This is a genomic window from Halobacillus halophilus (genome assembly GCF_020171985.1).
GTDB classification, from domain to species: Bacteria; Bacillota; Bacilli; order Bacillales; family Halobacillaceae; genus Halobacillus; species Halobacillus halophilus_A.
In genome coordinates, this window is sequence record NZ_JAIVAL010000012.1 from 1 (window position 1) to 13901 (window position 13901).

A 13901-nucleotide genomic window follows, 5' to 3' on the forward strand; every position below is an offset into this window, starting at 1 on the left:
GAATTCTTGGGTGAAGTTACGTCGAATTCTTGGGGTCATAACGGAAGCTCCTCGTGTTTTGTATTAATTCAGTCTATCTGACCTTAACCAACCTGTCCAACCAACTGTAGCCGGTCCAATCTCACCTAGTCCCTTCTCCCATGGGAGTCTCGCCATTTCCCAACCAACCCAGCCACAGGAGAATAACGGATCTTTCCAGAAGAAAGAACCATCGTCTTCTTAACTGGGCTTAAATGCTTCTATGACAGGCTATTCCAGATCTTTATAGCATGAGAATAGCCTCATATTCACATGCTCATTTTGTGCATCAAAAAGATATTTTAAGTGGTTTCGAGTAGCTGATTTGGCAAGGGCCTGAGGGGGGACGATGCAGACTCCTGCGGGATGAACATGATCGGTGAGATCCCGCAGGGCTGTTAAGCCCGTGGAAGCTCAGCACATGCCCGTGGAAAGCGAAATCGTCCCCCGAAGGACCTTCCTCATAACCAATATCTCGAAACTGAGTCTTCAACTAATCGGCCCTTTTGTGTAATAAGGAGCTTATGAAGAATTAACAATAAACTTTAGCAGAGTCTTTTTTTAAAATGTTCATTATCTTAACGTATAATGATGATATACCATATGTTTACTAGGGGAGATGACTGTGAAAAAAGCCTGGATACTTATAGCTGCTGGTCTGCTTGTTCTATTAACCGCCTGCGTGCAGGGGGACGTAGGCGTGAAAATTAATAAAGACGGCAGCGGAACTAGTACGATCACGCTTGGAATCGAAGAAAGTACCTATGAGCAGTTCAGCCAGCGTGCCGAAACGGTGCTGAGATCTGTAAATGAGGAACTCGAGGCTCAGGGCTATACCGTCGAATCCTATACGGAAGAAGGCTACAAGGGCTTTAAAGCCACGCAGTCGTTTGAAAACGTTCGGGATATGCAGGTGATTCCTTCGATGGGCGCTGTAAGTGAAACAGGGACAGGAGGTTCCATGAGTAATGTACCGCTTGATGTGTCGGTAGAGGATGGATTTTTTACGAAAACGTACCGTGTAGAAGGGGAGTTGGATCTTGAAAATTCAGGGTTATTAGGCGGCATGCAGCAGCTCGTCTCCAATCAGCTGAATCTGACCTTCACGCTGGACCTGCCGATTTCTCCGGAGGATCACAATGCCGATGAAGTAAACGGCAATGTATTAACGTGGAACATTAAAACCGCCGGTACCACAGAACTTATGGTGGAAGCAGCGGTTCCAAATGTTCGAAATATTATCCTGACAGCGGCCGGCGTCCTTCTGTTAGGTGTCGTGTTGTTCATTGTCATTCGGAAGCGCAGGCGTGCATCGTAAAGATTCTGCATGCCTGTGAACAAGGATTTTGAAGCGTTTTTTATAAAAGGTAATATCGGTTGGTTCTAGTGAGGGGAGACCGGCTCTATTCTCGTTCGAGCCCTCTCTCAAATGAAGCCAAATGATTCACCGATGCATCTCGCAGCTGCGTAAACACTGTTCGCATATCAGGCGGAAGCTGATACGTTAAGAATTTGTTGTACATCGCGATATTGTCGATTTCGCCGCGAACAGCAGCCCCATAAGCTCTCTTAATATTTTCGGGGGTTACAACAAAGAACTGTGAGGTGTCTTCAGGTAAGGGGACTTGATAGCGCGTGAACAGCGTATTTAAAGCAGCGATGTGCCTTTGTTCTGCTTCTTTGATCCGTACAAATGTACGAACATCGCCGAACGTGTTTAAGACGTTGTCATACCTGGCCTGAGCTAGATACTCATCCTGCATCGCATAGGTAAGCATGTCAGGAATGGTCAGGGTGGAAGCATTCATGGCTCCCTTAGCACCATATTCTTCATCTGTTTGACGTTCACTGCCACTATTCATCTGAAAAGATAAAAACCAGACGGCGTGGTTCTGTTCATCTGCAGCAGCACGGCGGAAGATTTCTTTTACAGAGGGATCCTGAGCCTGATCAGCTATGTCTAAATAAAAATCAACCGTTTCCTGTTCATCATTGAAGGCAAAGACGATGGCTTTTTCAAAGGAATCAGGGCATTCACTGATGATTTGCGGCGTAGGCTGTCCGCCGCCGGTTAATTGGGTATAGAGTCTGCGGAACTCTGTATAGTGCCGCTGTTCATCACTGCGTATTTCCTCAATGCGCTTTTTAGTCGATTTGTCCGGCGCGAGCTGGATCAGTTTCTTGTAGCAGGAGATCGCGCTGAATTCACCGTTAATCGCTTTTTCAATCGCCTGAATGAGCTTTTTTTGGGAACGCATAAAGTCCTGGGGGTACGAGGGATAAGGGTAGTAATTCATAGATAATGGTCCTCCCGGTAAATAAAAGGTCCATCTATTGTATGCTTATATTGAAGAAAAGGTTTTGAAACCGGATATGAGCGAAGTTGAAAATATTGTAAAAATAGTTCAACATGGAAAGTATTTAGGGGGATTCCATGTTTCAAAAATTTGATAAAATTGCTTCTTATTTTATCATTCCTTTTTCAGTGCTCGTCTTTGTGGTAACTTCGTACGCTTTTCAAGAATACCTGGACCCTATCGCTACACTTTTAATTCTGATTAATTTTATTACGGTAGTGGTTCTTATTACAGGGATGTACGTACAAAAGGAGTATAAAAAGGCGGCCGTTTTTTCTATACTTTTAGCAGCTATGTTTGTATTCTGGCTGGCGCTATGAGTTCTTATTAAAAGATACTGCGAGAAAGGACGGATGCTATGGATGAAGATATGGAAAAGAAAATGGATAAAGAGGACTCTATAGTAGGCGCTGCAGCTTTATTTCTCGTGTTCGCTATGGCTATTGGGGGAGTTCCCAGTAAATATACAGGTTTTTCTTTATTTGTCCTTCTTCTTCTACAGTTTGTCTGGGATATTTGGGAGGTGAATCGGAGGAAACAACAAGTATATAAGCGAACTTTCAAAACCCTCCTTTACGTAAGTATTATCATTGGAGTAGCTTCCGCTATTTATCCTTTCTTTCGTTAAAGATGCTTGCCGTCATCAACATATACATTTTATACATAAAAAAGCAGCTTCCAGGTTGGAAAGCTGCTTTTCTGTTTAATTCTCAGAAGAAATCATGTCAATAAAGTGAGAGAGAATGCGAGCTGTGAGGCCCCAGATCACTTTATCCTCATACTTGTAAAAGTACTCCTCGAACTGACGCGTCTGCCAGTTGTAATCCTTGCCGCCTTCGATCAATTCAAAAGGGAAATTTTCCTTAGGCTTCGCCTCGAATCCAACGTGATGAATTTCGGGTTCGGTTTCCATTAAATAGGATAAGGGAACGGTAAATACATCCCCGACTTCATCAGGATTCGGGTCAACCGCGCTGTAAGGCTGGTTAACGTAGCCCGCATAAGGATACACAATCATCCCAAATGGGGATACCATGTAATCCAGCGGATGGACGTTCAGTAAATCCCGTTCAGGTATACCGAGTTCTTCCCTTGTTTCCCTGAGGGCAGCTGCTTTTGCGTCGGGATCCTGCTGATCAATCCTGCCGCCGGGGAAACAAATTTCGCCCGGCTGTCTTCTCATTTTTTGAGAACGGACTTCAAACAGGACGTGTGTTTCATTATTTTTCTCGATCAGCGGAAGCAGGATAGCAAATTTCACGAAATCTTTACTTCCAAGGATGGACGGGGTGTGCTTGCTGACTTTATGGAGTAGATTTTCCGGATCCATAACTTCACCTCAAACTTTCTCTATCTTTACTATAACAAATGAACAAGCTTCCGTAAGTTGGAAACGCTCAAGTTTATGTTCAAAAGGAGTGGATACACGTGAACCAGAGAATTGAAATTGTTAAAGGCGATATTACGAAAATGGAGGTCGATGCGGTGGTGAACGCCGCAAACAAAAAGCTCGCCGGTGGCGGCGGTGTTGATGGAGCGATTCACCGCGCCGGCGGTCCAGCAATAATGGAAGAGAGTAAGAAGTTTGACGGATGCGAAACAGGAGAAGCGGTGGTGACGACAGCCGGTAAGATGCCAGCTGAGAAAGTGATTCATACCGTTGGACCCGTTTGGAATGGAGGTCATAAAAATGAGGCGGATCGGCTGGCAGACTGCTATCGCAACTCCTTGAAGCGTGCATCGGAACATGGTCTTCGCACGGTGGCTTTTCCGAATATCAGCACAGGGATTTATGGCTTTCCTAAAGAAGAAGCGGCCGATATTGCTATCCGAACTGTCCAGGACTATTTAGAGGAGCACGAAGAAATCGAACACGTCTATTTCGTCTGCTTCGACGAAGAGAACAAACAGATTTACGAAAACCGACTGAGCAAGTAATATGACAAAATATTCCACCTCAGGTCATCCAGAATTTGGATGACCTGAGGTGGAAATAAATGTATCAAACCTAAGAACCTTCAATTCTAAAGGGCTTCTTTGATGATGCGTTTGTAATAGAGGACGGAGAGCAGGCCGAATATGGAATAGAGACCTGTGTACACGCCCATCACGATGATCATCGGGGTCCATAGCTCGGTTCCGAAGAAGAACCAGCCAGATTGGACCGCAAAGTAGCTGTGCAGCAGTCCGACGAGCAGCGGGATGCCAAAGTTAAAAAGCTGTTTGCCCTGAATGCCTCGGAGTAAATCCCCGTTCGTATAGCCGAGCTTTCTTAGAATAGTATAGTTCGGTCGTTCCTCTTCGCCTTCATCCATCTGTTTGAAATAAAGAATACAGCCGGATGTAATTAAGAAGGTGAGTCCAAGGAAACCGACGATGAACATCACCAGTCCCATATTCTGCTTCTGGTTTTGAGTAATCGCATATTCTGATGCCGTTCCCACCTCATTGCTAAGAGCGAGACTCTGGAACACTTCATCTGCTTCTTCCACTTGATCTTCAGACTCCAGATTAATACCAATGTATTGGGAGTACTCTCCTTGGATTTTAGGGTTTAAATCTTGAGACAGCTGCTCATAGACGGTTTCGTCCACCACGGCTGTCGGCAGGCCGCCTCCAGAATAGTAATGGGATAGAACGCTCTGTTTTGAAACTCCTAAGAACTCTAAAGGAATGGATTCCTCTTTTCCTTTAAACACCAGTTCTCCTGAGTCTTCCATTTGCATCATTCGCTGCAGGGCATCGTAAAAGCCGGTGAAGATGGTCTGGTTTTTACCCACATCAATGCCAGGGACCGCCTGATCTTTTACCACGGCCAGTGTCATTTCTCCTGATTGAAAAGCCAGCCCCTCCATATCAGCTCCAACAATATCCTCCACATTAACGGCTACCCTTATCACATCGATTTTCTCTTCGGTGTAAGGAATTCCGTCAAGCTTTTCAGTGAATTCTTCTGCCTGCGCTTCTGTAACAAACGAGAAATCGTCCGGGGTGCCATTTCCTGCTGAGTTTTCAGCAGAATAGAAAGAAATATAGCTTAAGGATAAGAGGCCAATCGCAAGGGCAGAGACGGTCGTAATAATCGTCAGCAGCATGGCATTCGATTTCATGCGGAACATGACCGACGATAGAGACAGCACTTCGTTAATATTCATATAGCCTTGTTTGTTCCTGCGAATGATATTTGCGATGAAACGTACCGACCCTTTATAAAAGAAGTACGTGCCAATGATCACAGAGGCCAGAATAAACACCATTGATCCAAACAAGCTGTTCATAGAGGTGAGCTCTCCTGAAAAAAGCTGGGAAGACACATAATATCCTGTAGCAATCAGCCCAAGCCCAAGAATCCCCATAATGATTTCAAACAGGGAGATCCGGCCCACTTTGCCTTCGGTTTTGGAAGAGGTTCGGAACAGGGAAAGAATCGTCTGCCTCTGAATGAACAGGTAGTTCATTCCCATAATGAGCAGATAGATACCACCAAAAACGCCTGCTGTCTGCACCATAGCCTTAAGCGAGAATCTCAGAGTTGCGGCTGTTTCTACATCGGTGATCTGGAACAAAATCATGAGGATCAGTTTTGAGGCTGCAAAACCAAGAAAAATACCCACGACCAGTGAACCAAAATAAATGATGATGTTTTCCGCACTAAGAATGCGGAAAATCCGGTTTTTCGTCAGACCGACCAGCTGGAACATCCCGATTTCCTTACTTCTACGTTTAATAAAAATATTATTCGCATAGACGAGGAAAACGGCGACAATGCCGATTAATAAGACCGATGCTGTCCGGACGGCCGCTCCGCCTTTCAGCGACCCCTTCGTACTATCCATCGCCGGGTCATATTGCAAGGTGACAAAAGCGAAATAAAGCGCCACACTAAAAATCAGCGCGAACACATATAAGTAATAATTCTTCAGGTTCTTTTTCAAATTGCGGAGAATGATCTGATTAATGCTCATACTGCACCCCGCCAAGCACACCCTGCGTTTTCATAATGTCTTTCAAGAAAGCATTCCGCGACTGATCCCCTTTTCGTAATTGTGTATAAATCTGTCCGTCTTTTATAAAAATGACGCGGCTGGAGTAGCTGGCGGCGACCGGATCGTGGGTAACCATGGCGATCGTGGAAGTTCTCTTCTCATTTAAATCACTCAGTTTATTCAAAAGATCAGACGCTGACTTCGAATCGAGTGCACCGGTCGGCTCATCCGCGAAGATGATGCTCGGTTCGTGGATAAAGGCGCGCGCCGCAGACGTACGCTGCTTCTGACCTCCAGAAATTTCGTTGGGGTATTTATCCTGGACATCGGCAATCCCGAGTTCTTCTGCTACCGCGTCGAATTTCCGGTTCGCTTCTTTTTTCGAAACTTTAGCGATCGATAACGGCAGGAGAATATTTTCTTTCACTGTAAGGGTATCGAGCAGGTTGTATTCTTGAAAAATAAACCCGAGATGGTGCTTTCTGAATTCCGCCAGCTGTTTGTCTTTTCGGCCGGTAATTTCCTCACCGTTGATCGTAATAGTCCCGTGACTCACACGATCGATGGAAGAGAGGACGTTCAGCAAGGTCGTTTTGCCGGATCCGGACGCGCCCATAATGCTGACGAATTCTCCTTTTTCGATACTCATATCAATTCCCATCAGCACGTGCTGTTTCGTAAACTTGTTGCCATAGCTTTTATGAATTTTGTATCCTTCTAAAATGTTCAACTCGCTTCCCCCTTTATTTGTTAATTTTATTGTATAAATTTCCTGATTCTTTTTCCTTTCAATGACCTAACAATCAACCGCTTGGAAGTGACATTTTTGTCATATCGTCTACCTCAAGCTTCCGGGGCAGGGGGGGCTCCTCTGTTCACATATAAAAAAGCTTGTAAAAAACGTTGCTTTTTACAAGCCTCTAATATCTGTAAAATCATTTCGCTTAGGAAAAATCAGTGTAAACGTTGTGCCCTGTCCAAGCTTCGAGTTCACTTCTATCTTGATGTTCAGGGAGTCGGCAGCCTTTCGGCTTAAGTACAGCCCCATCCCGGTGGCGGCATGATCATGGTGAGCTGTCGTTGACGTGAACCCTTTATCAAAAATCCTCGGCAGGTCTCTTGCATCAATTCCTCGCCCTGTATCGGTGACAGTCAGGCGGGTTTGTCCATTTTCTTCGAAGCTTCGTACCATAATTTCAGAGGCCTCGCTGTATTTAACCGCATTGGTGAGAAGCTGGCGAAGCATAAAGGCGAGCCACTTGCTGTCGGACAATACAGACTCCACTTCCAGATCGATGTCAAAACCGATCCCTTTTTGGATACACCAGGACTGCAGGGTCTTAAGTTCCGAGAAAATCAGCGGCTCCAGTTGAATCTCTTCCATGTATAAATCATTTTCGATAAAAGGGATTCGCTTTTTATGTAACTGCTGATCGAGCAGCAAGTGAATGCGCAGCCATTCGTAGGTGAGCTGGGAGCGCGTTTTCTGGTCGCTGATGCGGTCGAAAATTAAATGCATCGATGTAAGCGGGGTTTTGACTTCATGAATCCAGGCGAGCATGTCATCTTTTTCCTGCTCCAGGAGCGAATGGTTGTGGGAAGATTCCTTTTTTAACCGCTCCATTTGACCGACCATGCTGGTTTCGATGATCTTTTCAAAAGGACTTTCCCCGTCGGGAATCGTGGTCACATCGAGATTGGCCGTTCTATCGTTCATCTCTTTGTAAAACCTGGTTTCCTTCTGGTAGCGGATAAATAAGAAAATCAGAAACAGGAGAGATGATAAAAATGTGTAATAATACATCGAGTTTAGCGCTAGATTCGTATCGACATAGGCGATCAGCAGCGCGAGAAGCTGAAGGATAAGAAAGAAACCAATCCAGCTGATTTTTTCCAGGAGAAATTTCAGGATCATGATTCGGCCTCTTCGACGGCCGTATAGCCCTGCCCGACTTTTGTCTGGATCGAACCGCCAAGCCCGAGATCGGAAAGCTTTTTCCGTAATCGATTTACATTCACGGTGAGCGTGTTATCACTGACAAACCGCTCATCTTCCCACAAGCTGGTAATCAAATCCTCACGGCTGACAATTTTGTTTTTCCGTTCGACGAGTAATTTCAGGATGAACATTTCGTTTTTGGTAAGTTCAATGGTCTGATCATTGTATTGAACCCGGTTCCTCTCATAATCGATGGTCGCACCAAGCCAGGTTTTCAGCGCAGGAGGTTCCGCATTGTAATTATATACACGCCGGAGCACGGCCTGGATTTTGGCAATCAAGACTTCAAAATGAAATGGCTTCTGTACAAAATCATCGGCACCCAGGTTCATGGACATGACCATATCCGTGGGGTGGTCACGTGAAGATAGAAAAATGATCGGGACGTTGGAGTGTTCCCGGATCATGCGGCACCAGTGGAATCCGTCATACTTGGGAAGCTGGATGTCGATAATCACAAGGTGCGGCATGGCAGCTGTGAATTCTTTCATCACGTTCGAAAAATCGGTAATTCCGTGGACCTGATAAGACCACTGGGATAACCGGTCTTTCATTTCTGTAAATAAGGTTGCATCATCTTCGACCAAAAGAATCTTAAACACAAGGGTTCACCACTCTTTTCCATTTTACTGACTAAGGAAAGTATAGCAAAAATCGTGTCAGGGGTTATAGAACTGGAGAAGGATTTTTTACGGGAGGGTTTTATTCATCTTTAGACAACCAGCCAATGAGCAGTTGGAGTATAGCATACGTACCGAGCACTAGCGCTAGATTCACTGGGAGGCTGAACGTGGTATATAAATAAGGACCCATACCTATAGAGGCCAGAACGAAGATAAAACTGGCGATATCTCTATTCTTTTCTTTATTGGTTCTCGCGGTCTTCCTGGGTGCCATGATGATTTCCTCCAAATACCCTAATTTAGTCGTTAAGTAAGTGCCATGATCAACATTAAAAGTAACATCGATCCCGTTGCGCACATACACAGAAAGCCGTTCATTCTTCTATCCTCTTCGAAATATAATCGATATCCTTGTGTGAACGCGAAGATCATGCTGCCTGTTGACCAGTAAGCCGTGAGAGAACCAAACTCTCCACTTACTAGATACATAATAAATAGAATCGTAGAGAGGACCATAACGATTTGTCCTAAGTTCCTTATGAAACTGCTCCCGAACATAACCTCGTCTTGTCCTTTCACGATTACATGAAGACCTTTGCTTTCAGTCATTGTATATAATTAAATTACCACATTATTACAACTTAGAAAAAGAGAGGACCGTAAGCTATACAGATCGTTTCAGTTACTCATTCACGAACATTCATTTAAATATTCTAAAAATGGAGACCTGAGGCTTTAAAAGTAATGCTGTTCCACGTACAATAAATACTAATATCTAATCCTTTGTTCATTTAAAGAATAGATGCATACAAAGACAAGAAAAGGAGATTTGTCCTATGACCCGATCATTAACTACAGTAGAAAGTCGCCTTAGAAAGCAAAAACCAGACAGTGGCCAGATCCCTTTTGGCCGAACCTTCACAGACCATATGTTTGTGATGGATTATGAAGAAAGCAAAGGCTGGCATGAGCCGCGGATCGTTCCCTATGAGCCGCTCACTCTAGATCCTGCTGCCATGATTTTTCATTATGGCCAGACCGTGTTTGAGGGCTTGAAAGCCTATCGTACCGACGATGATCGTGTACTATTATTCAGGCCTGAAAAAAACTTCGAGCGCTTAAACCTTTCCAGCGAACGTTTGAGCATTCCGCCGATTGATGAAGAAGAGGTCATGGATTACTTGAAAGAGCTGGTCCATTTGGAAAGGGACTGGGTGCCGGAATTTGAAGGCACATCCTTATATATTCGTCCTTTTATTATCGCGACGGAACCGAGTCTTGCTGTGGCACCTTCCAAGATGTATAAGTTTATGATTATTCTTTCGCCGGTAGGTCCTTATTTCTCAGGCGGCATTCGTCCGGTCACGATTAACGTTGAAGAAGAATTTACACGTGCGGTGAAAGGCGGAACCGGCATGGCCAAAACTGCCGGAAACTATTCTTCCGGCTATCAGGCTCAGGCCAAGGCGAGTAAAGAAGGGAATGCTGATGTTCTTTGGCTCGACGGTGTCGAGAAGCGCTATATTGAAGAGGTCGGCAGCATGAATATCTTCTTCAAGATTGATGGAGAGATCGTGACGCCGGCATTAAGCGGAAGTATTCTCCGAGGAATTACCCGTACCTCCATTCTTGAACTGCTGAAAGAGTGGGGCTGGACGGTGAATGAGAGAAGAATCTCAATTGATGAATTGTATCAATACTATGAAGAAGGTAAGTTGGAAGAAGCGTTTGGGGCTGGTACAGCTGCTGTCATTTCTCCGGTAGGGGAATTCAACTGGCTTGGTAAGAAAATGGTCATCAACAACCATGAGATCGGACCAGTAGCCCAGAAGCTTTATGATACCGTAACGGGAATCCAGCGAGGAAGAAAAGAAGACGATTACGGCTGGACCGTCGAAGTCTAAAATCTAACTACTATACAAATTATCCCACCTCAGGTCATCCAGATATTGGATGACCTGAGGTGGGATTTTTTTACTCTTCTTTGTTTTTTGGTTATTTCATATAGTTGCGGATGTCGCCGGTTTTTGGATCAACGAGGTACCAGCCGTAGGTGGCCGTATGGTTATCGACGACTTCATAGACGTGTACGAGATATTCACGATCCACCATGCGGTCGTTTTCGACTTTCATGTTCGGTTCGTTTTCCAGATCTTTATATTTTCTGACCAGCTTTTCGGCTTCTTGTTTCGTGACACCTTCCGCGATGGGGCCTGATTTATCTCCGTTCTCATAAACCTGTACTTCGGATCCGATCGGCAGATTGCGAGGGTTGATGCCCGGGTTCAACTCATACAAGTCTTCAAGACTCACACCTTTATGAAGGTTCGCAATGCTGTGCAGCGTCTCTCCTGGCTCTACGGTGTGATAGATTTCCTGTGAATTCTGATCCTCAGTCGGGCTGACTCGGACCTCAGAACCAATTTGCAGATTCCAAGGCTCAATGCCAGGATTCCAATCAAATAAGTCTTCGAGCGTTACTCCCTTATGAAGGTTCGCAATACTGTACAAAGTGCTTCCAGGAGTTACGGTATGAAAATCATCTGAAGGTACCTCTTCACGGATCGTTTCATCTGTTTTCACTGTAATTTTAGAACCTGGCTGAATCACATCCGCATCGATACCAGGGTTCCACTTATATAAATCTTCTACGGTCACATCACTGTATTTCTGTGCAATACTCCAAAGCGTGTCTCCTCTTTCAAAGGTCACCGTTGAATTCTCAGCTGATGCACTGCCAGCACCAACCCCAAACGTCATTCCCGCTGCTAATAACGGCGCAAGATATTTTGTTTTTTTCATACAGGATCCCTCCTTGAAATTATTTCAAAAGTGTTACATATAGTGTGTTTCGGTTTATTTTGTAATCTAAACGTAATATTTTAAATTTTTCCAATTAAAATTTGATCGTCTTCGTGTATTCAGCTTATGATGACCTTAAGCAAGCCGATATCAATAAGGAGGCTTCTGCATTGATCCTTAATTAACGTACAGGAGGGTGAATCATGAATTTGTTTCCACTGGCTCTAAAGAGAATACTTGTCGTCACAACCATGGTAATGTTGTCAGGAACCACTCTTTCCTTACCATCGACTACGGTTCAAGCTAAAAGTTTAAAGCACGAACTCTATCAGACAGAAAAAGATGAACTGAAGTACTCGAAGGAGATTATCCGAGAGGTATTCAAAACCCTGAGGCGAGAAAGAAAAGGCCCGCTCAGGTACGACGAAGCGATTTCACTTGTTGAAAAAATGAGTAAAGTGGAGGTCATGGATCACTACCTTGCTTCATATGGCAAAAAAGTAAACGCAAAGGAAATTCCGAGAATCGTTAACCAGATTTATTCGATTGATCTTAAGCGAATTTCTGAGCTGGGAGCAGGAAGTCAAACGTATCCGGACGAAATTATCCAGGGGGTAAAAGAATCGCTGCCCAAATGGTTAGGGGAAGAAGACATTCCGTCACTTTCCAAACTCGAAGTACTCGATTTATACTCAGCGTCTTATGGCAAGAAGATCGATGGGCCCGAAATTCGAAGAGTCCTTAACCAGATTTTCGGAATAAACCTGGATGGCATTTCGTCGCTTGAAGGTTCAGGCGTCTCTTTATATTCAAAAGACCAGTGGATCTCTCAATATGACCAGGACTTATTTGTCGTTCAGACGGGATTAACGGATGTAGACGTGTGGATTTATCCAACCGACTATTTTACAGCTCAAACTGGTTTGGAACAGCTGCCTGGGGAACTACAAAACCGGCTAAAAAAATTGGGTTACAGATACAATGAAGAAATAGGAGCACTTTATTATGCTGATCCTGAAGGGAACTCAGTACCAGATCAATTTAAAGGCCAGACGCTTGGAACACTGATTCAATTCATTCAGCAGAATTATCAGGATTTATCATCGAAAAATAAATGAGCCCATTAAAAAATCCCTGTACTCGATCAAATGAGCACAGGGATTTACTATATTATTCAGCTGTAAACACGCTCTCTTTGCTGGACGGAAGCCAGGATCGTTTCAATCTCATTGGCTTCTTCTTCTGTTAATGGAAGCAGCGGCAAACGAACGCCACCCACTTCTACACCTTTTCGGTTAAGAGCAGCTTTAACCGGAGAAGGACTTGGTGCAGAGAAAATGGCATGCATGACCGGAAGAAGGGTACGGTGCATAGCGGATGCATAGCTGCCATTTCCATTGCGGTAGGCTTGTATCATCGCCTGCATTTCATTACCAATCACATGGGCTGATACGGATACGATTCCTGTACCGCCAATCGATACAAACGGCAGCGTGTTGGAATCTTCGCCGCTGTAAACAGAGAATTCATCCGGTGTACGACTGATAATTTCAGAAGCTGCATCTAAATCACCGCTTGCTTCTTTTACCGATACAATATTCTCCACTTGAGAGAGGCGGACGATCGTTTCAGGTGTCATATTCACGACACTGCGTCCTGGGATATTATAGAGCATGATAGGCAGAGAAGTAGCCTTGGCAATCGTCGTAAAATGCTGATACATGCCCTCCTGGGTTGGTTTATTATAATAAGGGGTTACAAGCATAATCGCGTCCACGCCTGCTTCTTCTGCCTGTTTCGTTAATTGAATGGAAGCTCTTGTATTGTTGGATCCCGTTCCTGCGATGACCGGTACTCTGCCATTCACGACTTCCACAACAAATTTATACAGGCTTACTTTTTCCTCTGACGTTAACGTTGGGGATTCACCTGTTGTTCCTGCAATCACTAAACCATCAGAGCCGTTGGAGATCAAGTGATTAACCAGGGAGCGTGTGGCATTAAAATCGATATTACCTTCTGAATCAAACGGAGTTACCATAGCTGTTAGTACTTGACCAAAGTTCATAACCTCACACCTTTACTTAGTTTTTATACGTTCGAGGTTTGAGGGCTC

The 13901-nt window shown here is 44.5% G+C and carries 15 protein-coding genes; 6 read left to right on the forward strand and 9 right to left on the reverse strand.

Features of this window, described 5'->3' with window-relative positions:
- The first annotated feature begins 643 nt into the window (after positions 1-643).
- Positions 644-1336: an LppM family (lipo)protein gene (locus LCM11_RS16055; RefSeq protein WP_224895299.1), complete on the forward strand. Its 693-nt coding sequence runs from the start codon at positions 644-646 to the stop codon at positions 1334-1336.
- 85 nt (positions 1337-1421) lie between these two features.
- Here LCM11_RS16055 and LCM11_RS16060 read toward each other — a convergent pair whose 3' ends face one another.
- Entirely contained in the window at positions 1422-2315 is an 894-nt protein-coding gene (locus LCM11_RS16060) for a ferritin family protein (RefSeq protein ID WP_224895300.1), read from the reverse strand.
- Between the two features lie 137 nt (positions 2316-2452).
- Here LCM11_RS16060 and LCM11_RS16065 point away from each other — a divergent pair, with 137 nt between their 5' ends.
- Together LCM11_RS16065 and LCM11_RS16070 are read left to right on the forward strand one after the other, a co-directional pair.
- Entirely contained in the window at positions 2453-2695 is a 243-nt protein-coding gene (locus tag LCM11_RS16065) for a hypothetical protein (RefSeq protein ID WP_224895301.1), read from the forward strand.
- Between the two features lie 38 nt (positions 2696-2733).
- Positions 2734-3003, forward strand: coding sequence for a hypothetical protein (locus LCM11_RS16070; RefSeq protein ID WP_224895302.1), 270 nt, complete (start codon positions 2734-2736; stop codon positions 3001-3003).
- Positions 3004-3078: 75 nt separating this feature from the next.
- Here LCM11_RS16070 and LCM11_RS16075 read toward each other — a convergent pair whose 3' ends face one another.
- The gene (locus tag LCM11_RS16075) at positions 3079-3705 is read right to left on the reverse strand and encodes an NUDIX hydrolase (RefSeq protein WP_224895303.1); all 627 of its coding nucleotides are present in this window, start codon (positions 3703-3705) and stop codon (positions 3079-3081) included.
- Positions 3706-3803: 98 nt separating this feature from the next.
- On the opposite strand from LCM11_RS16075, the gene LCM11_RS16080 reads away from it, so the two are divergent.
- Positions 3804-4313: an O-acetyl-ADP-ribose deacetylase gene (locus LCM11_RS16080; RefSeq protein ID WP_224895304.1), complete on the forward strand. Its 510-nt coding sequence runs from the start codon at positions 3804-3806 to the stop codon at positions 4311-4313.
- A gap of 86 nt (positions 4314-4399) precedes the next feature.
- Here the strand turns inward: LCM11_RS16080 and LCM11_RS16085 are convergent, their stop codons facing one another.
- The 5 genes from LCM11_RS16085 to LCM11_RS16105 form a co-directional block, all read right to left on the reverse strand.
- Complete coding sequence (locus LCM11_RS16085) at positions 4400-6340, reverse strand: ABC transporter permease (protein ID WP_224895305.1); 1941 nt, start codon at positions 6338-6340, stop codon at positions 4400-4402.
- Positions 6330-7091 (reverse strand): ABC transporter ATP-binding protein, encoded by a 762-nt coding sequence (locus tag LCM11_RS16090; RefSeq protein WP_224895306.1) that lies wholly within the window; start codon positions 7089-7091, stop codon positions 6330-6332. The genes LCM11_RS16085 and LCM11_RS16090 overlap by 11 nt, the downstream gene beginning before the upstream one ends.
- A 180-nt stretch (positions 7092-7271) precedes the next feature.
- Positions 7272-8276, reverse strand: coding sequence for a sensor histidine kinase (locus LCM11_RS16095; protein WP_224895307.1), 1005 nt, complete (start codon positions 8274-8276; stop codon positions 7272-7274).
- Positions 8273-8962 (reverse strand): response regulator transcription factor, encoded by a 690-nt coding sequence (locus LCM11_RS16100; RefSeq protein WP_224895308.1) that lies wholly within the window; start codon positions 8960-8962, stop codon positions 8273-8275. The genes LCM11_RS16095 and LCM11_RS16100 overlap by 4 nt, the downstream gene beginning before the upstream one ends.
- A 100-nt stretch (positions 8963-9062) precedes the next feature.
- Positions 9063-9257: a hypothetical protein gene (locus tag LCM11_RS16105; RefSeq protein ID WP_224895309.1), complete on the reverse strand. Its 195-nt coding sequence runs from the start codon at positions 9255-9257 to the stop codon at positions 9063-9065.
- A 562-nt stretch (positions 9258-9819) separates the two neighbouring features.
- On the opposite strand from LCM11_RS16105, the gene LCM11_RS16110 reads away from it, so the two are divergent.
- Positions 9820-10887: a branched-chain amino acid aminotransferase gene (locus tag LCM11_RS16110; protein ID WP_224895310.1), complete on the forward strand. Its 1068-nt coding sequence runs from the start codon at positions 9820-9822 to the stop codon at positions 10885-10887.
- Positions 10888-10978: 91 nt separating this feature from the next.
- Here the strand turns inward: LCM11_RS16110 and LCM11_RS16115 are convergent, their stop codons facing one another.
- Positions 10979-11785: a muramidase family protein gene (locus LCM11_RS16115; RefSeq protein WP_224895311.1), complete on the reverse strand. Its 807-nt coding sequence runs from the start codon at positions 11783-11785 to the stop codon at positions 10979-10981.
- A gap of 203 nt (positions 11786-11988) precedes the next feature.
- On the opposite strand from LCM11_RS16115, the gene LCM11_RS16120 reads away from it, so the two are divergent.
- Complete coding sequence (locus LCM11_RS16120) at positions 11989-12903, forward strand: hypothetical protein (protein WP_224895312.1); 915 nt, start codon at positions 11989-11991, stop codon at positions 12901-12903.
- A gap of 56 nt (positions 12904-12959) precedes the next feature.
- Here LCM11_RS16120 and dapA read toward each other — a convergent pair whose 3' ends face one another.
- Positions 12960-13853, reverse strand: a complete 894-nt coding sequence (gene dapA, locus LCM11_RS16125; protein WP_224895313.1) for a 4-hydroxy-tetrahydrodipicolinate synthase — start codon at positions 13851-13853, stop codon at positions 12960-12962.
- Positions 13854-13901 lie beyond the last annotated feature (48 nt).